Origin of the sequence: Microbacterium sp. NPDC060132, assembly GCF_042729675.1 — a bacterium.
GTDB lineage: Bacteria > Actinomycetota > Actinomycetes > Actinomycetales > Microbacteriaceae > Microbacterium > Microbacterium sufflavum.
The window spans coordinates 345,137-369,240 of the sequence record NZ_JBHWXU010000001.1; the positions used below are offsets into that span (position 1 = coordinate 345,137).

Consider the following 24,104-nt stretch of genomic DNA (forward strand, 5'->3'; position numbering starts at 1 on the left):
CATGACCGACCGTTCCTCCGACGCCGCCCTGCTCGACGCCGCCCGTGCCCTCGACGCGGCCGACCCGCTCGCCGCGCAACTCGACGCGTTCGCAGAGGCGCCGGGGGTCACGGCCTACCTCGACGGGAACTCCCTCGGCCGCCCCCTGCGGGACATGCCGGAGAAGCTCGCCGCGTTCGTTCACGAGGACTGGGGCACCCGGCTCATCCGCTCGTGGGACGAGCAGTGGATGGCGCTGCCGATGCGCCTGGGCGACCGCATCGGCGAGGTCGCGCTCGGGGCGGCCGCCGGGCAGACCGTGGTGGCCGACTCGACCAGCGTGCTCATCTACAAGCTCATGCGCGCCGCGGCCGCCGCCGACCCCGCCCGCACGGAGCTCGTGATCGAGACGGGCAACTTCCCCACCGACCGGTTCCTCGCCGAGGGCGTCGCCGCCGAGACGGGGCTGACCATCCGCTGGCTGGAACCCGACCCGGTGCACGGCGTGACGGTGGACGACGTGACGGCCGCGGTGTCCGACCGCACCGCGCTCGTGTCGCTCAGCCACGTGGACTACCGCTCGGGCGCGCTGGCGGACATGCCGGGCATCACGGCGGCGGCGCACGAGGCGGGGGCGCTCATGATGTGGGACCTGTGCCACTCGGCCGGCGTCGTGCCGATGCAGCTGGACGCGTGGGGCGTCGACCTCGCGGTCGGCTGCACCTACAAGTACCTGAACGGCGGCCCGGGCTCCCCCGCGTTCGCGTACCTCCGCCACGGGCTGCAGGGGGTGCTCCGGCAGCCGATCCAGGGGTGGTGGAGCGCGGAGGACATCTTCGCGATGGGGCCGGAGTACGTGCCGAGCGGCGACATCCGGCAGCTGCTCAGCGGCACGCCGCCCGTCACCTCGATGCTCGCGATGCAGGGGATGCTCGACCTGATCGAGCAGTCGACGATCGCGGGGGTGCGGGCCAAGTCGCAGTCGCTGACCGATCTCGCGGTGCGCGCGTACGACGAGGTGCTCGCCCCGCTCGGCGTGCGGCTGCTGAGCCCCCGCGACTCCGCGCGACGCGGCGGGCATGTGACGATCGGCCACCCCGACTTCCGCGACGTCACCCGCCGGCTTTGGGCGGACGGCATCATCCCCGACTTCCGCTTCCCCGACGGCATCCGCCTCGGACTCTCCCCGCTCAGCACCTCGCACGTCGAGACGATCACGGGCGTGCTGGCCGTGCGCGACGCCCTGGAGCCCGATGACGACTGAGGCGGCGCCGACCGCCGTGCGCGACGACATCGATGCCCGCCCCGGCAGCACGGCGTCGCTGCTGCGGACGCTGATCGGGCTGTATCTGCGGCCCCTCGGCGGCTGGATCTCCGCCGCGCATCTCGTGCACCTCGCGGGCGAGCTGGGGATCCCGGCCGCCCAGGCCCGCACGGGCGTGACGCGCCGGAAGCAGAAGGGGCTGCTGCTGGCCGAGCGCGGCGAGACCGCGGGATACCGCCTGAACCCGGAGGCGCTGCCCATGCTGGAGCGCGGCGACCGGCGCATCTTCACCATGCGGCAGATGGGCGACACCGACCCGTGGTGCCTGGTGTCGTTCTCGATCCCGGAGAGCGCCCGCAGCGTGCGGCATCAGCTGCGTCGCCGGCTGCAGTGGATCGGCGCGGGCGTGGTGTCGCCCGCCCTGTGGATCTGCCCCGGTCACCTGCGCGACGAGGCGACGCAGATCCTGGAAGAGCTCGGCGCGCGGCAGTGGGCGACGCTGTTCGACGCCGTGGCCCCCGCTCCCGCCGGCACCCTCGTGGAGGCGGCAGCGCAGTGGTGGGACCTGGGTGCGCTGCGGACGGAGCACCTCACCTTCCAGGCGTCGCTCAGCACGCTGCCACCCGAGCCGTTCGCCGCGTACGTGCACCTGCTCGACCGGTGGCGCGTGCTGCCCTACACCGACCCCGGGCTGCCCGCGTCGATGCTGCCGGCGGACTGGCCCGGCGCCCGCAGCGTGGAGCGGTTCACGGCGCTGTCGGCCGAGCTGTCCGCGCCGGCGCTGGCGCACGTGCGCGCCGTCACGGCGGCCGCGGTGGATCGGGCGGATACCCCGGATCCGGCGGTGGCGGACCGGCGCTGAGGACGCACCGGCCCGCCGCCCACGGCCTCAGGCGGTCCCGGCCACCTCGGCCAGGAACCCGGTGACGTGCTCCTGCAGCCGGACGATCCGCAGGTCGCGCGCGAGCTCCCGGTCGTAGCCCTGGTACGCGAGGGGCGGCAGCATCCGCACCGAGCGGTTGCACTCGAACCCGGCGCAGGCCAGCACGCCGACCGAGTCGCCCTTGCGTCCGGCCGGACCGGCCTTGCGGGCGACGAACAGCTGCACGTCGCTGCGGAGGGTCACGTCTTCGCACCAGGAGCACTGGGCGCGGGCGAGCACCCGCTGTTCGGCGCGCTGCAGCAGCACGCCCACCGGGGCATCGTCGACCCAGGTCACGACGTAGGCGCGACGGGGCTGCTTGGGGTCGGTCCAGCCGAGGAAATCGAGCCGATCGAAGTCGATGTCGGCGAAACCGGCGGGCAGGGTGAGGTCGGAGACCTCCTTGCGGGAGGCGTTGAGGAAGGAGGCGCGGATGTCGCGCTCGTCGAGGGGACGCATGGGAGTGTGCTTTCGGACGGTCGCCGTGCGGCGATTCGGGTCAGATGGAGGACCCCGGACAGGAGCCGGGTACGGTGCAGCACCGGGGACGGGGGTTCCGCCTCCGGCCGGTCCTCAGCCTCTGCCCGCGGCGCTGAACGCGCCTGCGGCTCCGCTCCGCGCCCCGAGGGCGCTCATCGACGACAGCACCCGGCGAGCCTACACCCGATTGTTTCGCCCGATGTCGCCCGCCCTCGCGTCCCGCCGCCCGCGCCGCCTACTGTGGCCGGAACGCCGAACCGAAGGAGACCACCGTGTCCACGTCGCCCCACCGCCTGTCACCCCTCGAGGTGAGCGAGCGTGCGACGTGCATGTGCCGCGCGGGTGGCCGCTGCTCCTCCATCGCACCGGGACACGCGCTGCACCTGATCCAGGCACGCCTGGCCGCCGCCACGCCCGCCGACTGGGCGGACGCGCTGGTCGAGTCCGCCGATCCGGTGACCGGCGACCTGGTCGTGCGCACCCTCGACGGCACCGCGCACGCCCTGTGGAACGGCTCCGGCGCCGCGCTCGAAGCGGCCGTCGGCACCCCCGTCGCCCTCCACCTCCCCTACGGCGTGCTGGCCGTGGGAGACGCGCGCTTCAACGTCGCCACCGTCTGACGGCGACCGTCCTGCCGCGTCAGGCGCTCGCCATCATCATGTCGCGCACGGCCATGCACGCGTTCATGCACGCCTGGCACGCCTGCGCGCAGAGGCGGCAGACGTCGCTGTGATCGGCGTGCTGCATGCACTCGTCCATGCACATCTGGCACATGGCGATGCACGCGTCGAGCATCGCCATCATCGTCGCGGGGGTCATGCCCTGCATCCGCAGCATCGACCGCATCATCGTGTGGCACATGTCGGCGCAGTTCATGCACGCGGGCGCGCAGTCCATCAGCTGCGTCGAGCACACGGTGCACGCCTGCTCGCACGCGGCGCACGCGTCCATGCAGGCCTGCAGCACCGCCATGTCCATCATCGCCATGTCGGGCATCGACTCCATGCTCTTCGACATCGCGCCCATCATCGTCGCGTCCATCGGGCTCCGCTCCCTTCGTCGAGGACAGCGGGCAGGACCACCCGCCTGGCGCCAGGCTAGCCGCTGCGGGGGCTCGCGTCGATGGGGGCGGAACGCTGACACGGCAGGGAGCGATTGTCAATCCCGTGGACCCTCGTCACGGCCGATGCGAGGCTCGGAGAGCAATCGATCCGCCGAGGAGAGGAGCCCCACATGAGTGGCGCAGACGACATGAAGAACTCCGCCGAGAAGCTGGGCGGGAAGGTCAAGGAGGGCGTGGGCAAGCTCACCGACAACGAGAAGCTCGAGGCCGAGGGCCAGGCGGATCAGGTGAAGGCCGACGCCAAGCAGGCCGGCGAGAACGTGAAGGACGCCGCAGGCAAGGCCGGCGACAGCGTCCGGGACGCGTTCGACCGCTGATCCCGCCCCGCTGATCCCATGAAGAGGGGGAGGCTCGCCGGACCGGCGAGCCTCCCCCTCCGCACACGGGTCAGACCTTGCGGCTGCCGCTGATCGCTCGGATCAGCCAGGCGATCACGGCGATAGCCAGGAGCACCAGACCGACCCACAGCAGGAACTGGAGCGACTGCACCAGTCCTCCGGTGATCGCGAGGATCACGGCGATGACGATGACGATGATCAGGAGGATGTTCATCGGTCTTTCCCTTCTCTGGGGGCGCGGGCGCCCGACTGCGGTGCCCTCACGCTAGACCGCACGGACACCCTCGTTCGAGGGGGTTGACTTCCACCCTCCGAGTGCGCGAAGGAGCAGAGCAATGCCAGGAGCACGCAACAACTCCCTGAAGGACCCGGAGCTGTACGAAGAGCTCCGCGACGACGGAGCCTCGAAGGAGAAGGCCGCACGCATCTCCAACGCCGCCGCCAGGGACGGCCGCAGCACGGTCGGCCGCCGGGGCGGGAAGCACGGCGACTACGAGGACTGGACGGTCGCCGAACTGCGCAAGCGGGCCAAGGAGATCGGACTGACCGGCTACAGCGGGAAGCGCAAGGCGGAGCTCATCTCCGCTCTGCGTAACCACTGAGGCGGGATGGCGCGCTTCGGGATCGAGGAGGAGTTCCTCCTGCTCGATGAGAACTCGCTGCTGCCCGTCGGCCTGTCCGGCGACGTCCTGGAGCGCATCGGCGACCGCCCGCTGACCGGGCGGGTGACTACGGAATACCTGGCGTCGCAGCTCGAGTGCCTCACCGAGCCGGTGTCGACCGCGGAGGCGGCGCGGCGCCAGTTGCGTGGCCTGCGCAGCCTGCTGGGCGAGCACGCACGCGCCCTCCACGCGGTGGCCGCCCCGACCGGGAGCCCGTTCACCACCGCGCGCTCGCCCCGGCTCTCCCCGTCACCGCACTACGACGACGTGGCCCGGCGGCTCGCGCACCTGACCCGCGAGCACGAGGTGAACGGCCTGCACGTGCACGTCGAGGTGCTCGACGAGGAGGAACGGGTGCGCGCGCTCAACCGCCTGCGCGGCTGGCTCCCGCTGCTGCTCGCGCTGAGCGCCAACAGCCCGTTCGCCCACGGCCTCGACGCGGGCTTCGCGAGCTGGCGGAGCATGCTCATCCGGCGACTGCCCTCATCGTGGTGCCCACCGCGGTTCCACGACCTCGACGACTACCGCGCCCGGGTCGGGCAACTGCTCGCCCTGGGCACGATCGGCGAGGCCAGCTCGTTGTCGTGGGCGGTGCGGCTGTCCGAGCGATACCCCACCGTCGAGGCACGGATCGCCGACGCGCAGCTCACCGCCGACGATGCCGTGCTGTCGGCGCTGCTGTGCCGGGCGATCGCGCTGAGCACCGAGCAGCGGCTGGCCGAGGAACGCATCGACGCCCTGGACGCGTCGGTGTGGACGGCGGCGCGGGCCGGGATGGGCGCGCGCATCGTCGACCCGCTGTCGGGCGAGGTCGCCGACGCGTGGGCGGTCGCGGAGGGCCTGCTCGCCGAGATCCGCCCGGTGCTGCAGCAGCTCGGTGACGAGGCCGCGGTCGACGAGGCCCTGGGACGCCTGCGCGCGGAGGGAACCGGCGCCGAGCGGCAGCGGACCGCCTACCGCGACGGCGGTCGCGAGGGGCTCACGGAACTGCTCCGCGCGGGGACGGCGACCGCGTCGGCCTGACCCGCCCCGGCGTCCGCGGCCGGGAGTAGGGTCGGCTCGTGGCCTCCTTCGCCCCCCTCCAGCGGCTCGTCATCGCGATCGCGGTGCTCGCGTCCTTCGTGACCTTCCTCGACGGCACGGTGGTGAACGTCGCGCTGCCCGCCATCAGCCGTGAGCTCGGCGGCGGCATCACCACGCAGCAGTGGGTGGTCGACGCCTACCTCATCACCCTGAGCGCGCTGATCCTGCTGGCGGGGTCGCTGTCCGACGCGTATGGCCGGGTGGTGGTCATGCGCATCGGCCTGATCGCGTTCGGCATCGCCTCGATCGCGGTCGCCGCGGCGGTCGACCCGCTCATGCTGATCATCGCCCGCGCGGCCCAGGGCGCGGCGGGTGCCCTGCTCGTGCCGAGCTCCCTGGCACTGATCACGGCCACGATGCGCGGCGACGTGCAGGCGAGGGCCATCGGCGTCTGGACGGCCTTCACGACCGCGGCGCAGCTCGTCGGGCCGCTGCTGGGCGGGCTGTTCGTCGACTTCCTGTCGTGGCGGTTCGTGTTCCTCATCAACGTGCTGCCCATCGGCGTCACGCTGCTGCTGCTCGCTCGGCTCCAGCTGCCCGAGCGGCCCCGCGGCGTCGGGGTGGACTGGTGGAGCGGTGCGCTGTGCGCCGTGGGACTCGGCGCGGTCGTGTTCGCCCTGATCGAGCAGCCGAACCTCGGATGGGGCTCGCCCGCGATCTGGGTCCCTGCACTCGCGGGCGCCGCCCTGTTCGCGGCGTTCCTGCTGCGCCAGCGCCGCTCGGCCGCCCCGCTCATGCCGCTGTGGCTGTTCCGCGTGCGCGACTTCGGCTGGGGCAACCTCGCGACGCTGTTCGTGTACGCCGCGCTCTCGCTCAACGGCTTCGTGGTCGGGGTGTACCTGCAGCAGGGCGCCGGGCTCAGTGCCACCGCCGCGGGTCTCGCGAGCCTGCCGATGACGATCCTCATGATCCTGGTGAGCTCGCGCGCGGGAGGGTGGGCGGGGCGCTGGGGTCCGCGCATCTTCATGACGATCGGCCCGCTGATCATGGCGGCCGGTGCGCTGATGCTGCTGACCGTGTCCGCCGAGTTCGACTACTGGTGGCAGGTGCTTCCCGCCATGGTCGTGATGGGGCTGGGCCTCTCGCTCACGGTCGCTCCGCTGACGGCCGCGATCCTCGGCGCGATCGACGAGAACCACTCGGGCATCGCCTCGGCCGTGAACAACGCGGTCTCGCGCGTGGCCGGGCTCCTGGTGGTGGCGATGCTGTCGACGATCGTCGGCGGCGCCCTCGACCTCGACGGTTTCCACAGCGCCGCCTGGGTCACGGCCGCGCTCCTGGTGCTGGGCGGCGTGGTGTCGTGGATCGGCATCCGTCGCAACCCGTCCGAAGACCCGACGGCCTCCGCGGAGGGCGCCCCGGCTCCGGCCCCGCCCGTGCCCGGTCGCGGCTGAGAGCACGAGACGTCCGCGCGCAGGAGCGCGGTCGCTGCATGCCTCCCCGACGGCTCGGCGTCAAGTCCCTGGCTCCGTTCGCGCGCCCGCGCGATGATGCCGGTGATCGATCCGATGGGAGCCCCTCCACATGACCGTCTCCACCCTCGACACCGACACCGCCGTCGGATTCTCCCCGCGCGGCCCGCTGTCGGCCGCCGTGCTGTCCTGCCTCGTCCACGGCGACGACAGCGTCGACCTGCCGGAGCTCGCGGCGACCGCCGTGGCCGAGACCACCGACGTCGTCCGCGACGACGACATCCAGCTCGCCCTGTTCGTGCTGTACGCGTCGTCGTACGGATCGCTTCCCGCGCTCGACGCATCGCGGGAGTGGGACGCGGGCGTCATCACCGCCCGCCGCCTCCTGGAAGACGCGTTCGAGGCGGCCCTGCGCGAGACCGTGCCGGTGCCGGAGCTGCCCGAGCCGACGGTCGACGCGGTGGGCCGGGCCCTGTTCGCGCTCGCCGCCGCCGACACCGGACCGAGCGTGGCGCGCTACATCGCCAAGAAGGCCACGCGGGAGCAGGCGGAGGAGTCGCTGATCCTCCGCTCGATCTACACGCTGCGCGAAGCCGACCCGCACTCGTGGGCGATCCCGCGTCTGACGGGCCGGGCGAAGGCGGCCCTCGTCGAGATCCAGTCGGACGAGTACGGCGGCGGCCGGCCGCAGCGCGTGCACGCGGAGCTGTACGCCAGGGCCATGCGGGCCGCCGACCTCGACGACACGTACGGCGCCTACGTCGACGACGCCCCCGCGATCACGCTCGCCTCGCACAATCTGATGACCCTGTTCGGGCTCAACCGCCGGCTGGTCGGCGCGATCGTCGGGCACCTCGCCGCGTACGAGATGACGTCGTCGATCCCGTGCCGCTTCTACGCGGACGGGCTGCGGCGCCTCGGCTTCACCGACGAGGTGGCCGCCTACTTCGACGAGCACGTGGAGGCCGACGCGGTGCACGAGCAGATCGCCGCGCGCGACCTCGCCGGCAGCCTGGCGGAGGACCGCCCCGAGGTGCTCGGCGACATCGTGTTCGGGGCCGCCGCGTGCCTCACCGTGGACGGCTGGGCGGGACAGCACATGCTCGACGCCTGGGCGGCCGGCGCCTCGGCGCTGCGCGGGCGGGAGTCGTCATGAGCGGTCGCGACGAGCCGGTCACCGTCACCCCATACCCGGACGGGCCCCTGCTCGTCCGCGGCGACATCGAGCTGCGGTCCGCGGACGGCGCGCTGATCGACCCCGGCCGCCGCACGGTCGCGCTGTGCCGCTGCGGCCTGTCCGCCGTGAAGCCGTTCTGCGACGGCACTCACAAGGCGGCCGGCTTCCGGACCGACGACGAGGGGCCGCGTCAGCCCTCCGGCCAGTAGTAGCTGTCGGGCAGGGCGCGCGCGCCGAAGATCGCCTGCCCGACCCGCACGCACGTCGCCCCCTCCTCGACCGCGATCTCGTAGTCGCCCGACATCCCCATCGACAACTCCCCGTCGCCGATCAGGTCGGGATCGTCCGCCCTGGCGCGGTCGCGGAGCTCGCGCAGCACGCGGAAGCACGCGCGCACCCTGGTCTCGTCCGGGGTGAGGATCGCGAGCGTCATGAGCCCGCGCACCCGCAGCGACGAGTACACCGGCAGTGCCTTCAGGAACCCGGACAGCTCCGTGGGCGGCATGCCGAACTTCGAGTCCTCCGCGGAGGTGTTCACCTGCACGAACACGTCGAGACCGCGACCGGCCGCCTGCAGCCTTCGGTCCAGCGCCTCGGCGACCCGGAGCCGGTCGAGTGCCTGGAACTCGTGCGCGAACGCGGCGACATCGCGCGCCTTGTTGGTCTGCAGGTGTCCGATGATCGCCCACGAGACGTCGAGGTCTTCCGTCTCACGGTGCTTGCGCACGGCCTCCTGCACCTTGTTCTCGCCGAGGAGCCGCAGCCCGGAGTCGATCGCGATGCGCACCCGCTCGGTCGGCACGGTCTTGCTGACCGGCAGCAGCCGCACGCTCGCGGCATCGCGCCCGGCGCGGTCGGCGGCGGCGTCGATGCGCGCGCGGACGGCGGCGACGTTGGCTCGGAAGTCGGCGACGGTGGTGGCCGTGGGGTAGCGGGCGGAGGCGTTCTCCTCGTCGACTGACTTTGACATAGGCCAAAATCTAACATAGCTTCGAGTCACGCCGCGCGCCCGCCGGCCGTCGCCCTCTCTCCGAAGGAGTCCGCCCATGACCGTGCCCGGCCTGTTCTCCGACACCGCCCTGATCACCCCGCGCCTGCGCACCGAGGTGCCCGGCCCCCGCAGTCGCGCGCTGCACGAGAGGCGCCTGCGCGTCGTGCCCCGCGGCGTCGGCAGCGTGCTGCCGGTCTACATCGAGCACGCCGACGGCCCCTGGGTCACCGACGTCGACGGCAACCGCTTCCTCGACCTGGGCAGCGGCATCGGCGTGACCACGATCGGGCACACCAACCGCGCGGCGGTCACCGCGGCGGCGGATCAGCTCGACCGCGTCACCCACACCCTCTTCACGGTCACCCCCTACGAGGGCTACGTGCACCTCGCGGAGCTGCTCGCCGCGCACACCCCCGGCGACCACGAGAAGCGCACGATGCTCGCGAACTCCGGCGCCGAGGCCGTCGAGAACGCCGTGAAGATCGCCCGCAGGCACACCGGCCGCCGCGCCGTCGCCGCCCTCGATCACGCGTTCCACGGCCGCACGAACCTGGCGCTCGCGATGAACCACCGGGCCGTGCCGTACGGGGCGGGCTTCGGCCCGTTCGCGCCCGATGTGCACCGCGTCCCCAACTCCTACCCGTACCGCGACGGCCTGAGCGGCGCCGAGGCGGCGGCCCGCACGATCGGCTACCTCGAGCAGCGGATCGGCGCGGGCGACCTCGCCGCCGTCATCGCCGAACCCATCCAGGGCGAGGGCGGCTTCGTCGTGCCCGCCGACGGCTACCTGCCCGCGCTGCAGGAGTGGTGCACGCGCCACGGCGTGGTCTTCATCGCCGACGAGATCCAGACCGGCCTGGGCCGCACGGGCACCTGGTTCGCAAGCGAGCACTTCGGCCTCGTGCCCGACATCGTGCTCACCGCGAAGGGCATCGCGGCCGGACTGCCGCTCGCGGGAGTGACCGGCCGCGCCGAGATCATGGACGCACCGGACCCCGGCGGACTCGGCGGCACGTTCGGCGGCAACCCCGTGTCGATCGCCGCGGCCGTCGCGGTGTTCGACGAGCTCGCGGAGGGCGAGTTCTTCGACGACGCTGACCGCATCGGCGCGCACCTGCGGGCACGGCTGACCGAGCTGGCGTCGCGCCACCGGATCATCGGCGACGTCCGCGGGATCGGGGCGATGCAGGCGTTCGAGCTGAGCGAGCCCGGCACCACGCGGCCCCTCGCGGGTGCCGCGACGGCCATCGCGGAGTTCGCCGCGCAGCGAGGCATCCTGCTCCTCACCGCGGGCAGCGACGGCAACGTCATCCGTTTCCTCCCCACGCTCACCACGACCGACGCGCAGCTCGACACGGCGGTGAGCGTGATCGACGACGCCCTCGCCGCACTCGGCTGACCGCGACTCCCACCCGACCAGGAGACCCATGAGCGCATCGACCCCCACGCGCACCGCCCTCGCTCTGCGCCATGTCGCGTTCGAAGACCTCGGCATCCTCGCGCCGCTGCTGGAGGAGCGCGGCTACCGCGTCCGGTATCACGACGCCGGCGTCGACGAACTCGACCGGGCCGAGGTCGCCTCGGCTGATCTGGTGGTGGTGCTCGGCGGCCCCATCGGCGTGTACGACGACGACCGCTACCCGTTCCTCGCCCCCACGAAGGACGCCCTGTCGGCACGACTCGCGGCGGACCGTCCCACGCTCGGGATCTGCCTCGGCGCCCAGGTGCTCGCCGAGGCGCTGGGGGCTCGGGTCGCCCCGACGGGCGGCGTCGAGATCGGGTACGCGCCGGTGGACCTCACCCCGGACGGGCGCACCTCACCGCTGTCGGCGCTGGACGGCGAGCCCGTGCTGCACTGGCACGGTGACGCCTTCGAGATCCCCCCGGGCGCGCGCCACCTCGCCCGCACGCCCGGCTTCCCGCACCAGGCGTTCTCGCGGGGTCGTGCACTCGGGCTGCAGTTCCACGTCGAGGCCGACCACCGCACGATCGAGCGCTGGCTGATCGGCCATGCGCACGAGCTGCACCACCGCGGCATCGACCCCCGCTCGATCCGGAGACAGGCGGCCGCGCACGGCCCCCGACTCGAGCACCGCGCGCGTACGGCGATCGGAACCTGGCTCGACGAGGTCGAGCCCGCGCACTGAGAAGGGGCCGGATCCCCCGCGGATCCGGCCCCTTCCCGCGTCGTCACGCGGCGCGACGCAGCGGCACCGTCGGGAAGTCGATCGGCACGTCGAGCGCGAGGTTCACGTAGTTCGTGAACAGGTTGAGCGCCACCTGGCCGATCGTCTCGACGATCTCCTCGTCGCTCCAGCCCTGGGCGCGCACGGCGTCGACCTCGGCGGAGCTCACCTGCCCGCGCTGCTCGACCACCGCGAGCGCGAAGGTCAGCAGGGCCGCGGTGCGCGGGTCCTCCGAGGTGCCCTCCTGCGCCGCGGCGAGCGCGTCGGCGGAGAGCCCGGCCTTCTTGCCCAGCGCGGTGTGCGCCGCGAGGCAGTAGCCGCACGAGTTGCGGTTGGCGACGGCCACCGCGATCTGCTCGCTGAGCGCGGCTCCGAGCGAACCGCCCCCGTAGGCGCCGAACGCGCTCCACATGCTGGTCAGCGCGGCCGGGGAGTTCGCCACGGCCCGGAACATGGCGGGGACGGCGCCGAACGCGGCACCGATCTGGTCGAGCTGGTCCTTGACGGGTCCGGTGGCGGCGTCATGGTCGATGAGAGGGACATTGGGCACGGGATGCTCCTTTGTTCGATCGGGCCGGGTGTCGACCCGCCCTCAGTCTTCTCGAATCCCCCGGACGATACGCATCACCCGGTCTTGCATTCACCGCAGATCGTCCAGAGAATGAAGAGGTGCCACCCCTCGACCGCCTCACACCCCTGCTCGATCGGTTCCGCGTGCGCACGCGGCTCTTCCACACCGGGCCCCTGTGCGGAACCACGGAGTTCGCGGCGAGCCGAGGACAGGGGTTCCTGCACGTGCTGCGCCGCGGCGAACTGGAGCTGACGTATCCGCGCGTCGACGGCGGCCGTGCGCGCGAGCGCATCACCCGCCCGAGCCTGCTGTTCTTCCCCCGCCCGCTCGACCACACGTTCCTCAACGCCCCGACCGCGGAATCCGACTTCGCGTGCGCCACGATCGACGTCGACGGCGGTGCCACCCACCCCCTCGTCCGCACGCTGCCGCCCGTGATCGTGCTGCCCCTCGACGAGGTCGCCACCCTCTCCCCCGCGCTCGACCTGCTGTTCGCCGAGGTCGACAACGTCCGCTGCGGTCGCCCGCTGCTCGCCGACCGCCTCTTCGAGGTCGTGCTGATCCAACTGCTGCGGTGGATGCTCGACCACCCCGACGGCCTCGCCCTGCCGCCCGGGCTGCTGCCGGGCCTCGCCGACGAGCGGCTCGCCCCCGCCCTGGTCGCGATGCACGAGGCCCCCGGAGAGGCCTGGACGCTGGAGGCCCTCGCCCGCCGCGCCGCCCTGTCGCGCAGCGCCTTCGCGGCCCGCTTCAAAGAGGTCGTCGGCCGGGCGCCGGGCGACTACCTCACCGAGTGGCGGCTCACGATCGCGCAGGAACAGCTCCGCGCGGGCATGACGGTCAGCGCGGTCGCCGCGGAGCTCGGCTACGCGAGCGCCTCCGCGTTCTCCCGGGTGTTCACGCAGCGTCTCGGCCACTCGCCGCGTGCGTGGCTCGGTCTCGCCGCGTAGCCTCAGCCGCCCGCCGACATCGTGGCGGTGAGCCCGGAGACGACGCGGTCGAGCTCGCCCTCCGTGAGCGAGGGGTGCACGGGGATCGACAGCACCTCGGCCGCGGCCCGCTCGGTCTCCGGCAGCTCCACGCCCTGCGCGTAGCGCGTGAGAGACGGCAGTCGGTGGTTCGGGATCGGGTAGTACACGCCCGTGCCCACGCCGTGCTCCTCGCGCAGCGCCTCCCGCACGCGGTCGCGCTCCCCGTCCGCGATGCGCACGGTGTACTGGTGGTACACGTGCTCCGCCCCCTCCGCGACCCGCGGCACGGTGAGCCCGTCGATGCCGTCGAGCGCGGCGTCGAGCACGGCCGCGTTGCGCTGCCGCTGCGCCGTCCACGCCGCGACCTTGCGCAGTTGCACCCGGCCCACCGCCGCGTGCACCTCGCTCATGCGGTTGTTGTAGCCGACGATCTCGTTGGCGTACTGCGTCTCCATGCCCTGATTGCGCAGAAGCCGCACACGGCGGGCGATGCCCTCGTCCGCACAGGCGACCATGCCGCCCTCGATCGCCGTCATGTTCTTCGTGGGGTACAGGCTGAACATCGCGAACGACCCGATCGTGCCGGCAGGGCGACCCCGCCACGACGCGCCGTGCGCCTGCGCGGCGTCTTCGAAGATCGCGAGGCCGTGCGCCGCGGCGACCTCTTCGATCCCGTCGACCAGGAACGGGTGGCCGTACAGATGCACCGGCATGACGCCCTTCGTGCGCGGAGTGACGAGTGCGCGCACGTGCTCCGGGTCGAGGGTGAAGTGCACGGGCTCGATGTCGGCGAACACCGGGGTGGCGCCGGCGAGCACGACCGAGTTCGCGACGGCGGCGAACGTGAACGACGGCACGATCACCTCATCCCCCGGCCCGACGCCCGCCGCGATCAGTCCCAGCAGCTGCCCGCTCGTCCCGGAGTTCACGGCCACGGTCGTGCGCCCGCGGAGGAACTGGGCGGCGAACTCCTCCTCGAACGCCGCGACCTCGGCGCCCTGCGCGAGCATGCCGCTGCGCAGCACCCGCTCGACCGCAGCCACCTCCTCATCGCCGATCAGGGGTTTCGCGGCGGGGATGAGCTGGTCGTGCATGGCGGTGTCCTTCGTCGTCTGGGTCGGCTCGGGCGAGCCGGTCTGGAGGTGGAGGCAGGAATCGAACCTGCGTACACGGTCTTGCGGACCGCGACCTGGCCACTCGGTCACTCCACCGGGTCTCTACGGCGTCAGCTCCCCGGCGGAGAGTAGCCCTGGAGGAACCCGCCGAAGCGCCGCAGTGCATCCACCAGCACCGGCGCCTCCGGCAGGAACGCGATCCGCAGGTGGTCGGGCCGCGGCCAGTGGAACCCGCGGCCGTGCGCCAGGAGGATCCCTTCCGCGTCGAGCAGGTCGAGCACCAGACGCTCGTCGTCGAGCACCGGGTAGCGCGCGGGGTCCAGCCGCGGGAAGAGGTAGAGCCCGCCGCCCGCCTCCGTCACCTCGACACCGGGGATCGCCCGCAACGCGGCGGTGGCGGCGTCGCGCTGCACCGTGAGCCTGCCGTCGGCGGCGACCAGGGCGTCGAGCGAGGTGTCGTGCTCCAGCGCCGCGGTGATCGCGTGCTGCGCCGGCACGGAGGCGCACATGCGCAGCGAGGCCAGCAGCCGCAGTCCGGACAGGAACGGGTCGTCGAGCGCGAAGCCGCAGGTCACCGCCCACGCGGCGCGGTACCCGGCGACGCGATGGGTCTTGGACAGTCCCGCGAACGTCACGCACGGCTGATCCGACGCGACCGCCGCCATCGACAGGTGCGCGTGCCCGGGATAGACGACCCGGTCGTAGATCTCGTCGGACAGCAGCAGGAGCCCGTGCCGTCGCGCCAGCTCGGCGATGCCCTCCAGCGTGCGCCGGTCGTACACCGCGCCCGTGGGGTTGTTCGGGGTGATGACCACGATGGCCACCGTGCGCGGGCTGATCAGCGCGGCCATCGCGTCGAGGTCGGGCAGCCAGCCCTCCTCCTCGACGCAGGGGTAGTGCACCGCGGTGCCCCCGGCGAGCACCGTGGACGCCGTCCACAGCGGGTAGTCCGGACTCGGCACGAGCACCTCGTCACCGGGTTCGAGCAGCGCCTGCAGCACGAGGCCGACCAGCTCGGAGACGCCGTTGCCCACCGTGACGTCGTCGAGGTCCACCCGCGGGAAGCCCGTGCGCCGGGCGTAGTGCGCCGCGATCGCCTCCCTGGTCTCGACCAGGCCGAGCGACTCGGAGTATCCGTGCGCGTGCGGCAGGGCGGCCCGCAGCGCCTCCACGATCACCGTCGGCACCTCGAACCCGAAGGGCGCCGGGTTGCCGATGTTGAGCCGCAGGATCTCCTCCCCGCGGGCCTCGAGCTCCGCGGCCCGCGCGGCCACCGTGCCGCGCAGGTCGTACTGCACGCCGTCGAGCCGCGACGAGCGCCCGACGCGCAGCACCCCGGTCATCCCGCGGACTCCCGCCCCGCGACCGTGACGACCGCCGCGACATCGTCGGCCAGGCGCTGCAGGTCGTCGTCGTCGAGGTCGTGCACCGTGAGGCGGAGGTGGCGGGCGCCCGGCCCCCCGTGCTCGAGCGCGAAGTCTGCTCCCGAGCGCACGAGCCAGCCGCGCGCGGCGAGACGTTCGGCCGCGCGCGCGGCATCGTCGTGCGCGTCGAGCCACACGTTGAGCCCGGCCCCGTCGTCGGCCGCGATCCCGCGCTCGCGCAGCAGTGCGACGAAGTCGGCGTGGCGGGCGGCGTAGTGCGCGCCGGCCCTGGCGATCTGCTCCCGCACATCGGCATCGCGCAGCATGCCGGCGGCGAGACGCTGCATCACGTGACTGACCCACATCGTGCCGGGGCTCAGTCGCAGGGCCAGGCGTCCGGCCGTGACCGGGTCAGACGCCGTGACAGCGAGACGCAGGTCGGGCCCGAGGAACTTCGACACCGAACGGACCAGGGCCCAGCGCTCATGGGTGGGGGCGATGATGCTGGCGTAGGGCGTGGGGGCGAGCAGCGAGAAGTGGTCGTCCTCGATCAGCAGCACGTGCGGGTAGGGGGCGAGCACGGCGCGCAGTTCGGCCGCGCGCGCGGGGGTGATGCTCGCGCCCGTCGGGTTGTGGGCGCGGGGCGTGCAGACGATCGCCCGCACCCCGCTGTCGAGGGCCGCGCGCACGCCGTCGACCGTCATCCCCTCGGCGTCGACCGGGATGGCGACGGGGGCGTATCCCGCGAGCCGCGCGGTCTGGATGCTGGAGAGGAAGCACGGGTCCTCCAGCCCGACGCGGTCACCCTGCACGAGCGTCTGGGCGAGGAGCCGCTCGACCGCGTCGACCGCCCCCGCCGTGACCGAGAGCCGGAACGGGCGCGGGTGGTCTTCGGCGATCCACGTGGTCGCCCATTCCGCGAGCTCGGGGTCGATGACGGACTCGCCGTACAGCACGTGCTCGGGGCGCACGGTCGCGAACGCCGCGGCGAGGTCGGGCAGCAGCGCCGCCTGCGGGTTGCCGCTGCCGATGTCGCGCAGCACGGTGCCCGGCGTGAAACCCTCGTCGGGACCGGTCCCCGGGCCGAGCACGGTGGTGCCGGTGCGCCCGCCGGTGGCCGCGATGCGCGCGACGACGAGGGCCCGGTAGGCCGCCAGCACCGTGTTGCGGTTGACGCCGAGGCGCTCGGCGAGGGTGCGCACGGGCGGCAGCTGGTCGCCGGCGGCGAGGGCGCCGCGCTCGACGAGGTCGCGGATGCTGTCGGAGATCTCAGCGGCGGTCGACCCGGCGATCCGGTCGTGGAGGGGATCGCGCGAGTCTTCCGAGGCCATGCCTCGACCGTAGGCCAGATATTGACCTATGTCAAAGTCGGGCTAAGGGCGGTCGTCCACCTCCACGCCGTCCTCCCGCTCCTCCTCACCAAGGTCGGTGACGTCGACCTCCGGGGCGTCGCCCTCGCCGTTGTTCGCCGTCGGCGGTTCACCGTGGAACCCGGTCGTCTCGTCGCGTCGCTGATCGGACATGTCTCCTCCTCGGGGTCGGATGTCCCAGCATCGGCCGACCGGACCTGCGCGCACCAGCACCTTGACAGGACGCGCGAGCGTGCGGCACCCGCGCAGGTGGAGCCCAGGGAGGGGCGATACCGTGCAGGGGACCCCCGCACGATCACCGCGATCCCCCGACAGAGGACACGATGACCCACGGCACCCTCGCCCTCGCCGCCCCCCAGTCCGGATACGAGGGCTTCATCGGCTGGGTCCTCAGCCTGATCGAGTCGCTCGGCGAGATCGGCGTCGGGCTGGCCGTGCTCATCGAGACCTTCGTGCCGCCGATCCCCTCGGAGGCGATCCTCCCCGCCGCCGGCTTCCTCGCGTACGACGGACGTATGAGCGCCTGGGGCGCCTGGGCGGCCGCCACGATCGGCGGTCTCGTCGGGGCCTGGATCTGGTACGCGATCGGTGCCGCGATCGGCCGGGACCGCACACGACGCCTCGTCGGTCGCATCCCCCTGCTCGACCACGACGACTTCGACAAGGCGGAGGCGTTCTTCCAGCGGTGGGGTGGCCGCGCGGTGCTGCTCGGCCGGTGCGTGCCGCTGGTGCGCTCCTTCATCTCCATCCCGGCCGGCATCGAGCGCATGGCCCTGTGGCGCTTCACGCTCTACACCACCATCGGGTCGGCGGTGTGGAACGGCATCTGGATCGGCCTGGGCTTCGCGTTCGGCCCCGCGATCCGCCCGATCCTGGAGCAGTGGAGCGGCCTGCTCTCCGACATCGCGGTCGGCGCCATCGTTCTGCTGCTCGTGGTCTTCATCGCGCTGCGCATCCGGCGGCGGATGCGCGAGGCGGCCGCGCGGCGCGAGCAGGAGGAGGGGCCGGCCTGACGCCGACCCCTCCCGCCATCAGTTCCCGGAGCGCACGCCCTCGAGCGACGGGTAGTCCACGTACCCCTCGGCCGTGGAGCCGTAGAAGAGCTCAGGACGCGGCTCGTTCAGCTCCGCGCGGGTGCGCCAGCGCTCCACCAGGTCGGGGTTCGCGATCACCGGGCGGCCCGCCGCGACCGCGTCGGCCCACCCCTCCGCCACCAGCTCCTCCGCGGACTCCCGCGTGGTGGGCACGCCGAAGCCCGTGTTGACGATCAGCGGCGCGCCCGCCACCCGGCGGAGGTGCTGCACGAGGTCGCCCGATGGCTCGGCGTGGAGCACGTCGAGGAACGCGAGGCCGAGCGGCGCGAGCCCCTCGGCGACCGCGGTATAGGTGGCCCGCACGTCATCCGCGTCGTCTTCCAGAACACCCTGGATGCCGTGCTGCGGCGACAGGCGGATACCCGTGCGGTCCGCGCCGACCGCGGCCGCGACGGCCGCCGTGACCTCGATCGCGAAACGCGCGCGGTTCTCGGGCGACCCGCCGTAGCGGTCGTCGCGCACGTTCGACACCGGCGACAGGAACTCGTGCACCAGGTAGCCGTTCGCGCCGTGTACCTCGACCCCGTCGAAGCCCGCGGCGATCGCGTTGCGCGCGGCCTGTGCGAACTGCTCCACGACCACGGGGATCTCGTCGAGCGTGAGCGCGTGCGCGACGGGAAGGTCGCGCTTCCCCTCCGGCGTCCGGGTCTGGCCGGGGGCGGCGAGGGCGCTCGGCCCCACGACGCGCGGCTCACCCGAGATGGCGGGGTGCCCGACGCGTCCGCCGTGCATGAGCTGCATCACGATCGTGCCGCCGGCCGCGTGGACGGCGTCGGTGATGCGACGCCACCCCTCGATCTGGGCGGGGGTGACGATGCCCGGCTGACCCGGGTAGGACATGCCCTCACGGGCGGGCCAGGTGCCCTCGGAGACGATGAGGCCCTGCCCGGCCCGCTGGCGGTAGTACTCCTCCATGACCGGCGTCGGCACGCCGTCGGCGCCGGCACGGGTGCGCGTGAGGGGCGCCATGACGACGCGGTTGGACAGCGGCAGGGCGCCGAGGACGGCGGGGTCGTAAAGAGTCACAGTGGGGACCAATCCCCGCAGCGCCCGCGGTATTCCCGCTTAGCCGCCGCCGAGGTCGGCCAGCAGGGTCGCGAAGTGGTCGAGGTCGGCGGTCGACCACTTCCGCAGTCGTTCGCCGATCCGCCCCTCGTAGCGGGAACGCGCGAGTGCCACCCGCTCCTGCGCGAGGGGCGTCGCCACGAGCCGACGGGCACGACGGTCCTCCGGGTCGGGGATGCTCTCGACGAGCCCGAGCTGTTCGAGCTGCCGCACCTGCCGGCTGACGGCGGACTTGTCGGTCTGGAGCCGCTCGATGAGGGCACCCGCCGTCGCCGCCTTGCCCGACAGGATCGAGGTGAGCACCTGATAGCCGAGCGGCTGCAGCTCGGGGTGCACCGTCACCGCGGCCTCGCGCCAGGCGACGCGGATGCGGGCGATCAGTCGCCCGAGCTCGTGCTCGACGCGCACCACGGCGGCGTGATCGACGTCGATCTCCGACGACGCGGAGGTGTCGACGGCGCCCTCGCCGGGGGCGGGGTCGGACGGGGCACTCATGCCGCCAGTGTACGGCGAAGCCCCGCCACCTCCGGGGTGGCGGGGCTTCGCACGGGCGGCGTCACACCTCCGACAGCAGCCGGAAGGCCTTGGACGCGGCCTCGATCTCGCGCGGCGTGAGCTGGTCGATCACGGCCCGCAGCCGGGTGCCGTACTCGCGACGGACCTCGGCGAGCGCGGTGCACGCCCCCGGGGTCGCGGTGAGCACCCGCAGCCGCCCGTCACGCTCGTCGGGATGGGAGTCCAGCAGCCCCAGCTCCTCCAGCATCCGCACCTGGCGGCTGACGACCGACTTGTCCATGTCGAAGCGCTCGGCGAGCTCGTGCGCATTGGCCGACCCGGCCCTGTCGATGAACGTGAGCAGCTTGTACCCCGCCACCGGGAGCTCCGGGTGGACCCGGGCTGCGGATTCCTTCCACAGCGACCGGGTCCGCGCGAAGATCAGGTTGAGGTGCGCCTGCAGGTCGCTGAGCGCCGTGTCGACGTCGGCAGTGCCGACCGCGTCGGGGGCGATCATCTCAGCGCTCCCGCGTCCGATCCTCGCGCTCGAGCACGCCCACCGTTCCCGTGCTGGTCGCCGGCTCGGCCCGCGTGGTACGGATCATGCCCGTGGAGAGCGAGGCGCCCACCTCGGCCTCCGACACCTCGATGACCGACTCCTCGGCCTGCTCGCGCAGCTGCTCCGCGGCGTTCTTGGTGGACAGCGGCTTGTTCTTGATGAACGCGATCGCGATGATCGAGATCACGGCGAGCGGGATGGCGATGATGAACGCGTCGGCGATGCCGTGGCCGTAAGCGCTCTCGACGATCGAGCGGATGGCGTCGGGCAGCTGGCCCACCTTCGGCACGTCGCCCGAGGCGAGGTGCTTCAGCGCGTCGACCTCCGCCTGACTCGACGGCGTGAAGCCCTCGAGCCCGTCCTTGACGTACGTCGCGACGCTCGAGGAGAGCAGCGATCCCATCACGGTCACGCCGATGGTGCCGGCGATCGTGCGGAAGAAGTTGACGTTCGACGACGCGGCGCCGAGCTGACGCGGATCGGTGTCGTTCTGCACGATGAGGGTGAGGTTCTGCATGACCATGCCGAGGCCGGCCCCGAGCACGAACATGTAGACGGCGACCAGGATGAACGGGGTGTCGTAGCGCAGCGTGGACATGAGGCTCACGCCGACCGTGGCGAGCACGGAGCCCGTGAGCATCCAGCCCTTCCACTTGCCGAAGCGGCTGACCAGCTGGCCGATGATGATCGACGCACCCATCTGCCCGATGATCATCGGGATGGTCATGAGGCCGGACTCGGTGGGCGTGGCGCCACGGGCGAGCTGGAAGTACTGCGCGAGGAACACCGAGGTGGCGAACATCGAGACGCCGATCGCGATGGAGGCGATGACCGACAGCGTGAACGTGCGGTTGCGGAACAGCGACATCGGCACGATCGGCTCCTTCACGAAGAACTCGACCGCCACGAACCCGGCGATGGCGACGCCGGCGATCACGGCGAGCACGATGCTCGTCGAGGAGTCCCAGTCGAACTGGTTGCCACCCATCGACACCCAGATGAGGAGGCTGGACACGCCCACGGCCAGGAGCACGATGCCGAAGTAGTCGATCGACACCTTCGTGTCGCGCTGCGGCTTGGGCAGGTGCAGCGTGAACTGCAGCAGCACGAGCGCGACGATCGCGAACGGGACGCCGACGAAGAAGTTGGCGCGCCAGCCCCACGCGTCGGTGATGACGCCGCCGAGCAGCGGGCCGCCGATGGTGCCGAGGGCCATGATCCCGCCGACGACGCCCATGTACTTGCCGCGCTCGCGCGGCGAGATGATGAGGGCGACCGCGATCATGACCAGCGACATGAGCCCGCCGACGCCGATGCCCTGGATCACCCGCACGGCGATGAGCATGTTCGTGTCGGTGGAGAACCCGGCGATCACGGTGCCGACCGTGAAGAGGATCAGCGAGATCTGGATGAGCACCTTGCGGTCGACGAGGTCGGCGAGCTTGCCCCAGATCGGGGTGGAGACGGCGGTGGCCAGCAGGCTCGCGGTGATGACCCAGGTGTACTGGGACTGCGTGCCGCCGAGGTCGGCGATGATGACCGGCATCGAGGTCGACACCACGGTGCCCGAGAGCACGGCGACGAACATGCCGACGATGAGGCCGGAGATCGCGGTGAAGACCTCGCGGGCCGAGCGCGTGGCGTCGGCCGGAGAAGAAGAGGTGTGTGACAAGGGGGAACGCTCCTGCGTAGAAAGTTGATCGAGATCAACCATACGCCGATGGTTGCGAAAACGCAACTATCCCGGGAGTCCCGTCCGCGTCAGCCGCAGAACGCCCCCAGCGACTCGTGCAACTGCTCCACGGCCTGGATCGTCTCCGGAGACTGGAGGTCTCCCAGTCCATCGATCTGATCGGCACCCGAGGCGATCACGTCCCCCAGGTGGCCGTCGATCCCGGCCGCCAGATCGTCGAGCGTCGCCACCAGCCGATCGCGCGCGGCATCCGCCTGTTCCGCGGTCGCCCCACCCTGGTCGAGCAGACCCTGGTACTGCGCGTAGGCGTCGTCGATCGTGGCGCACGCGCCCTGCACATCGACCCCGAGGGCGTCGCCGGCCGCCTGGGTGACCTGCGAGCAGCCCGCGAGGAGCCCGGCGGCGAGGAGGAGGGGGACGACGGCGAATCGGCGCATGACCCGAGGGTAACCCGGGCCACCTGGACCGATCCTGACCCGCCGCCCCCGCGGGGTCAGCCGCCCGACGGGTTGTCGAGCGGGCGCCCCTCGTCGTCGGTGGTCTCGCGCTCCAGCACCTCGTCCGTCGTGTCGCCGCCCTCGTCGGGAGCGCCACCCGAGGCGGTGTCGGCCTCTTCGTCGGCCCCCGGCGTGCCCTGCGTGTTCTGCGGATCACTCATGTCGTGCCTCCTCTGTCTGGTGCCCCGACGCTACGCGCGCGACCACGGCCGAGCGCAGGGGCTTGACCGCCGTCGCGCCAGGCCCCACACTCCCGCGAGCACGAGCCCGCCCGTCGAGCACCCAGGGGTCAGTCGGCCCAGAGCCGCTCGATCGGGACGGCCGCGCCCAGGATGCGCTCGGCGGCGCGGTGACCGGACAGCATCGCGGCCGGCACGGTCGCGGGGTCATCTGTCCAGGTGGCCTCCCCGGCGAGGTGCAGCACGCCCCCGATCGGCGTCGCGAGATCGTCGTGGTCGGCGGTCGTGGAGCCGAGCGTCATGTACGCGTACGAGCCGTGCGCGAACGGGTCGTCCTGCCACGCGGTGCGGTGCACGGCCACCGGCTCCACGGCCCGGTCGCCGTACAGCCGCCGCAGCTGCGCCATGACCGAGGCCACGACCTGCTCGTCTGCCCAGTCCCTCGTCGCGGTCGCCGCCGGCCCCGCCGCGAAGGTCAGCAGCGTCGGACGCCCGTGCGCCGCGGTGAGGTCGTACCAGGAATGCCACCAGCGGCCCTCCGGGCCCTGCTGCCGGATGGCGTAGACGCCCTCATCCCAGAACCGCTCGGGAAAGCGCAGGAACACCTTCTCGAACGCGTTCATGCGCAGCCGTCCGAGCGCGTCGGCGTTGGCCGAAGGCAGCGGGGGCACGATGTCGACCGCCCCGGAGTGGAGCACCCCGACCGGCAGCGTCACCACGGCGGTGTCGCCCGCGAACACGCCGCGCCCCGTGTGCACCAGCACCCCGTCGGTCCAGTCGACGGCCGTCACCACGTGGCCGAGCCGCACGTCGAGACCCTGCGCCAGCCGTTCGGGCAGCGCGCCGTACCCGTCGGGGAACACGACCTCGTCGCCGTCGATCTGGTCGTCATCGAGCCCGTGCGCCGCGAGGCCCTCGATCCACGCGCCGTACTGCTCCTCCGCGCGGTGCTCCAGATACTCGCGCACGCGCTGGGTGCGATCCGCATCCCACCCCTGCCGCGCCAGGGCCTCCTCCGTGGCCTCGCGGTACGAGGCCTCGGGCGCCGACGCCGCGATGACCTCGGGCAGGACGGCATCGACCGCGTGCACGTCGGCCGCGAAGGCACGGGCGGCCTCATCGGGCAGCCGCCGCCCGTCCACGCCGTAGTTCGCGATCGGACGACCGTCGACCTGGTAGCCGCCCACCGTGAACTCGACCGTGCGCATGCCGAAGGCCGCGGCCGCCGCCGCCACCGGGCTCCCGTCGACGCCGTGGATCCACGAGGCGCCGAGGTCGGTGGCGCCGTCCGTCCGATCCGTGTGCACGCGACCGCCGACGCGGTCCCGAGCCTCCAGCACGACCACCGTGCGCCCGGCATCCTGCAGCAGCCGTGCCGCGGTCAGTCCCGCGACCCCGGCTCCGACCACGACCGTGTCGACCCGTTCCATGATTCCTCCCGCGGCGGGACATCGGCGTCCTCGCCTCGACGATACCCATCGCCGCCCGCCGCCACCCCTACTGTTGACGTCAGC

General features: G+C 72.5%; 29 protein-coding genes and 1 tRNA gene. 13 read left to right on the forward strand and 17 right to left on the reverse strand.

From position 1 onward, the window contains the following. Position 1: 1 nt before the first annotated feature. Positions 2 to 1,243: a kynureninase gene (locus ACFWCH_RS01780; protein WP_378802777.1), complete on the forward strand. Its 1,242-nt coding sequence runs from the start codon at positions 2 to 4 to the stop codon at positions 1,241 to 1,243. After that, a complete protein-coding gene (locus tag ACFWCH_RS01785; RefSeq protein WP_378802778.1) occupies positions 1,233 to 2,105 on the forward strand; it encodes a PaaX family transcriptional regulator C-terminal domain-containing protein in 873 nt (290 codons plus the stop codon). Before ACFWCH_RS01780 ends, ACFWCH_RS01785 begins: the two co-directional genes overlap by 11 nt. Before the next feature lie 27 nt (positions 2,106 to 2,132). On the opposite strand, the gene ACFWCH_RS01790 is transcribed toward ACFWCH_RS01785, so the two are convergent. Continuing rightward, positions 2,133 to 2,624: an FBP domain-containing protein gene (locus ACFWCH_RS01790; RefSeq protein WP_378802779.1), complete on the reverse strand. Its 492-nt coding sequence runs from the start codon at positions 2,622 to 2,624 to the stop codon at positions 2,133 to 2,135. A gap of 293 nt (positions 2,625 to 2,917) precedes the next feature. On the opposite strand from ACFWCH_RS01790, the gene ACFWCH_RS01795 reads away from it, so the two are divergent. After that, positions 2,918 to 3,265, forward strand: a complete 348-nt coding sequence (locus ACFWCH_RS01795; RefSeq protein WP_136034834.1) for a hypothetical protein — start codon at positions 2,918 to 2,920, stop codon at positions 3,263 to 3,265. A 19-nt stretch (positions 3,266 to 3,284) separates the two neighbouring features. On the opposite strand, the gene ACFWCH_RS01800 is transcribed toward ACFWCH_RS01795, so the two are convergent. After that, positions 3,285 to 3,686, reverse strand: coding sequence for a hypothetical protein (locus tag ACFWCH_RS01800; RefSeq protein WP_136036669.1), 402 nt, complete (start codon positions 3,684 to 3,686; stop codon positions 3,285 to 3,287). A gap of 192 nt (positions 3,687 to 3,878) precedes the next feature. Here ACFWCH_RS01800 and ACFWCH_RS01805 point away from each other — a divergent pair, with 192 nt between their 5' ends. Beyond that, complete coding sequence (locus ACFWCH_RS01805) at positions 3,879 to 4,085, forward strand: CsbD family protein (RefSeq protein ID WP_136034830.1); 207 nt, start codon at positions 3,879 to 3,881, stop codon at positions 4,083 to 4,085. A gap of 70 nt (positions 4,086 to 4,155) precedes the next feature. Here ACFWCH_RS01805 and ACFWCH_RS01810 read toward each other — a convergent pair whose 3' ends face one another. After that, positions 4,156 to 4,320, reverse strand: coding sequence for a hypothetical protein (locus ACFWCH_RS01810; RefSeq protein WP_017829325.1), 165 nt, complete (start codon positions 4,318 to 4,320; stop codon positions 4,156 to 4,158). 121 nt (positions 4,321 to 4,441) lie between these two features. Between ACFWCH_RS01810 and ACFWCH_RS01815 the strand changes: the two genes are divergently transcribed. From ACFWCH_RS01815 to ACFWCH_RS01835, 5 genes are all read left to right on the forward strand, one after another. After that, positions 4,442 to 4,708 (forward strand): Rho termination factor N-terminal domain-containing protein, encoded by a 267-nt coding sequence (locus tag ACFWCH_RS01815; protein ID WP_136034827.1) that lies wholly within the window; start codon positions 4,442 to 4,444, stop codon positions 4,706 to 4,708. Between the two features lie 6 nt (positions 4,709 to 4,714). Beyond that, positions 4,715 to 5,791, forward strand: coding sequence for a YbdK family carboxylate-amine ligase (locus tag ACFWCH_RS01820; RefSeq protein ID WP_378802780.1), 1,077 nt, complete (start codon positions 4,715 to 4,717; stop codon positions 5,789 to 5,791). A 38-nt stretch (positions 5,792 to 5,829) separates the two neighbouring features. Next, on the forward strand, positions 5,830 to 7,245 hold the full coding sequence (locus tag ACFWCH_RS01825) for an MFS transporter (RefSeq protein WP_378802781.1): 1,416 nt from the start codon (positions 5,830 to 5,832) through the stop codon (positions 7,243 to 7,245). Between the two features lie 130 nt (positions 7,246 to 7,375). Continuing rightward, positions 7,376 to 8,419: an iron-containing redox enzyme family protein gene (locus ACFWCH_RS01830; RefSeq protein WP_136036666.1), complete on the forward strand. Its 1,044-nt coding sequence runs from the start codon at positions 7,376 to 7,378 to the stop codon at positions 8,417 to 8,419. Then, on the forward strand, positions 8,416 to 8,649 hold the full coding sequence (locus tag ACFWCH_RS01835; RefSeq protein ID WP_136034818.1) for a CDGSH iron-sulfur domain-containing protein: 234 nt from the start codon (positions 8,416 to 8,418) through the stop codon (positions 8,647 to 8,649). Before ACFWCH_RS01830 ends, ACFWCH_RS01835 begins: the two co-directional genes overlap by 4 nt. Here the strand turns inward: ACFWCH_RS01835 and ACFWCH_RS01840 are convergent. Further along, entirely contained in the window at positions 8,631 to 9,410 is a 780-nt protein-coding gene (locus ACFWCH_RS01840; RefSeq protein WP_378802782.1) for a YggS family pyridoxal phosphate-dependent enzyme, read from the reverse strand. The genes ACFWCH_RS01835 and ACFWCH_RS01840 overlap by 19 nt on opposite strands. Positions 9,411 to 9,486: 76 nt before the next feature. On the opposite strand from ACFWCH_RS01840, the gene gabT reads away from it, so the two are divergent. Next, positions 9,487 to 10,830 carry a 4-aminobutyrate--2-oxoglutarate transaminase gene (gene gabT, locus ACFWCH_RS01845; RefSeq protein WP_378802783.1) on the forward strand — a complete coding sequence of 448 codons (1,344 nt, stop codon included), beginning with the start codon at positions 9,487 to 9,489 and terminating at the stop codon, positions 10,828 to 10,830. A 28-nt stretch (positions 10,831 to 10,858) separates the two neighbouring features. Continuing rightward, on the forward strand, positions 10,859 to 11,578 hold the full coding sequence (locus ACFWCH_RS01850; protein WP_206252764.1) for a glutamine amidotransferase: 720 nt from the start codon (positions 10,859 to 10,861) through the stop codon (positions 11,576 to 11,578). A gap of 43 nt (positions 11,579 to 11,621) precedes the next feature. On the opposite strand, the gene ACFWCH_RS01855 is transcribed toward ACFWCH_RS01850, so the two are convergent. Further along, positions 11,622 to 12,167: a carboxymuconolactone decarboxylase family protein gene (locus ACFWCH_RS01855; RefSeq protein ID WP_378802784.1), complete on the reverse strand. Its 546-nt coding sequence runs from the start codon at positions 12,165 to 12,167 to the stop codon at positions 11,622 to 11,624. A 119-nt stretch (positions 12,168 to 12,286) separates the two neighbouring features. Here ACFWCH_RS01855 and ACFWCH_RS01860 point away from each other — a divergent pair, with 119 nt between their 5' ends. Then, entirely contained in the window at positions 12,287 to 13,138 is an 852-nt protein-coding gene (locus ACFWCH_RS01860) for an AraC family transcriptional regulator (RefSeq protein WP_136034807.1), read from the forward strand. Positions 13,139 to 13,140: 2 nt separating this feature from the next. Here ACFWCH_RS01860 and ACFWCH_RS01865 read toward each other — a convergent pair whose 3' ends face one another. The 5 genes from ACFWCH_RS01865 to ACFWCH_RS01885 form a co-directional block, all read right to left on the reverse strand. After that, positions 13,141 to 14,253, reverse strand: coding sequence for a DegT/DnrJ/EryC1/StrS aminotransferase family protein (locus ACFWCH_RS01865; RefSeq protein WP_136036661.1), 1,113 nt, complete (start codon positions 14,251 to 14,253; stop codon positions 13,141 to 13,143). Between the two features lie 43 nt (positions 14,254 to 14,296). Further along, positions 14,297 to 14,370, reverse strand: a tRNA-Cys gene (locus ACFWCH_RS01870). Positions 14,371 to 14,384: 14 nt separating this feature from the next. After that, positions 14,385 to 15,617: an aminotransferase class I/II-fold pyridoxal phosphate-dependent enzyme gene (locus ACFWCH_RS01875; protein ID WP_378802785.1), complete on the reverse strand. Its 1,233-nt coding sequence runs from the start codon at positions 15,615 to 15,617 to the stop codon at positions 14,385 to 14,387. Then, entirely contained in the window at positions 15,614 to 16,969 is a 1,356-nt protein-coding gene (locus ACFWCH_RS01880) for an aminotransferase class I/II-fold pyridoxal phosphate-dependent enzyme (RefSeq protein WP_136034802.1), read from the reverse strand. Before ACFWCH_RS01880 ends, ACFWCH_RS01875 begins: the two co-directional genes overlap by 4 nt. Positions 16,970 to 17,011: 42 nt before the next feature. After that, positions 17,012 to 17,161: a hypothetical protein gene (locus tag ACFWCH_RS01885; RefSeq protein ID WP_168387185.1), complete on the reverse strand. Its 150-nt coding sequence runs from the start codon at positions 17,159 to 17,161 to the stop codon at positions 17,012 to 17,014. Between the two features lie 170 nt (positions 17,162 to 17,331). On the opposite strand from ACFWCH_RS01885, the gene ACFWCH_RS01890 reads away from it, so the two are divergent. Continuing rightward, positions 17,332 to 18,021 carry a DedA family protein gene (locus ACFWCH_RS01890; RefSeq protein ID WP_206252757.1) on the forward strand — a complete coding sequence of 230 codons (690 nt, stop codon included), beginning with the start codon at positions 17,332 to 17,334 and terminating at the stop codon, positions 18,019 to 18,021. Between the two features lie 18 nt (positions 18,022 to 18,039). Here ACFWCH_RS01890 and ACFWCH_RS01895 read toward each other — a convergent pair whose 3' ends face one another. The 7 genes from ACFWCH_RS01895 to ACFWCH_RS01925 all read right to left on the reverse strand — a co-directional run bounded on the left by ACFWCH_RS01895 (position 18,040) and on the right by ACFWCH_RS01925 (position 24,020). After that, entirely contained in the window at positions 18,040 to 19,128 is a 1,089-nt protein-coding gene (locus ACFWCH_RS01895) for an alkene reductase (RefSeq protein ID WP_206252755.1), read from the reverse strand. A 39-nt stretch (positions 19,129 to 19,167) separates the two neighbouring features. Beyond that, the gene (locus tag ACFWCH_RS01900) at positions 19,168 to 19,662 is read right to left on the reverse strand and encodes a MarR family winged helix-turn-helix transcriptional regulator (protein ID WP_136036657.1); all 495 of its coding nucleotides are present in this window, start codon (positions 19,660 to 19,662) and stop codon (positions 19,168 to 19,170) included. Positions 19,663 to 19,723: 61 nt separating this feature from the next. Continuing rightward, positions 19,724 to 20,179, reverse strand: a complete 456-nt coding sequence (locus tag ACFWCH_RS01905) for a MarR family winged helix-turn-helix transcriptional regulator (protein WP_136034793.1) — start codon at positions 20,177 to 20,179, stop codon at positions 19,724 to 19,726. A gap of 1 nt (position 20,180) precedes the next feature. Next, positions 20,181 to 21,809 (reverse strand): DHA2 family efflux MFS transporter permease subunit, encoded by a 1,629-nt coding sequence (locus tag ACFWCH_RS01910; protein WP_378803834.1) that lies wholly within the window; start codon positions 21,807 to 21,809, stop codon positions 20,181 to 20,183. Between the two features lie 173 nt (positions 21,810 to 21,982). Then, the gene (locus ACFWCH_RS01915; RefSeq protein ID WP_136034789.1) at positions 21,983 to 22,351 is read right to left on the reverse strand and encodes a hypothetical protein; all 369 of its coding nucleotides are present in this window, start codon (positions 22,349 to 22,351) and stop codon (positions 21,983 to 21,985) included. A gap of 56 nt (positions 22,352 to 22,407) precedes the next feature. After that, positions 22,408 to 22,572 carry a hypothetical protein gene (locus tag ACFWCH_RS01920; protein ID WP_206252752.1) on the reverse strand — a complete coding sequence of 55 codons (165 nt, stop codon included), beginning with the start codon at positions 22,570 to 22,572 and terminating at the stop codon, positions 22,408 to 22,410. 128 nt (positions 22,573 to 22,700) lie between these two features. Beyond that, positions 22,701 to 24,020, reverse strand: coding sequence for an NAD(P)/FAD-dependent oxidoreductase (locus tag ACFWCH_RS01925; protein WP_136034786.1), 1,320 nt, complete (start codon positions 24,018 to 24,020; stop codon positions 22,701 to 22,703). Positions 24,021 to 24,104: the final 84 nt, after the last annotated feature.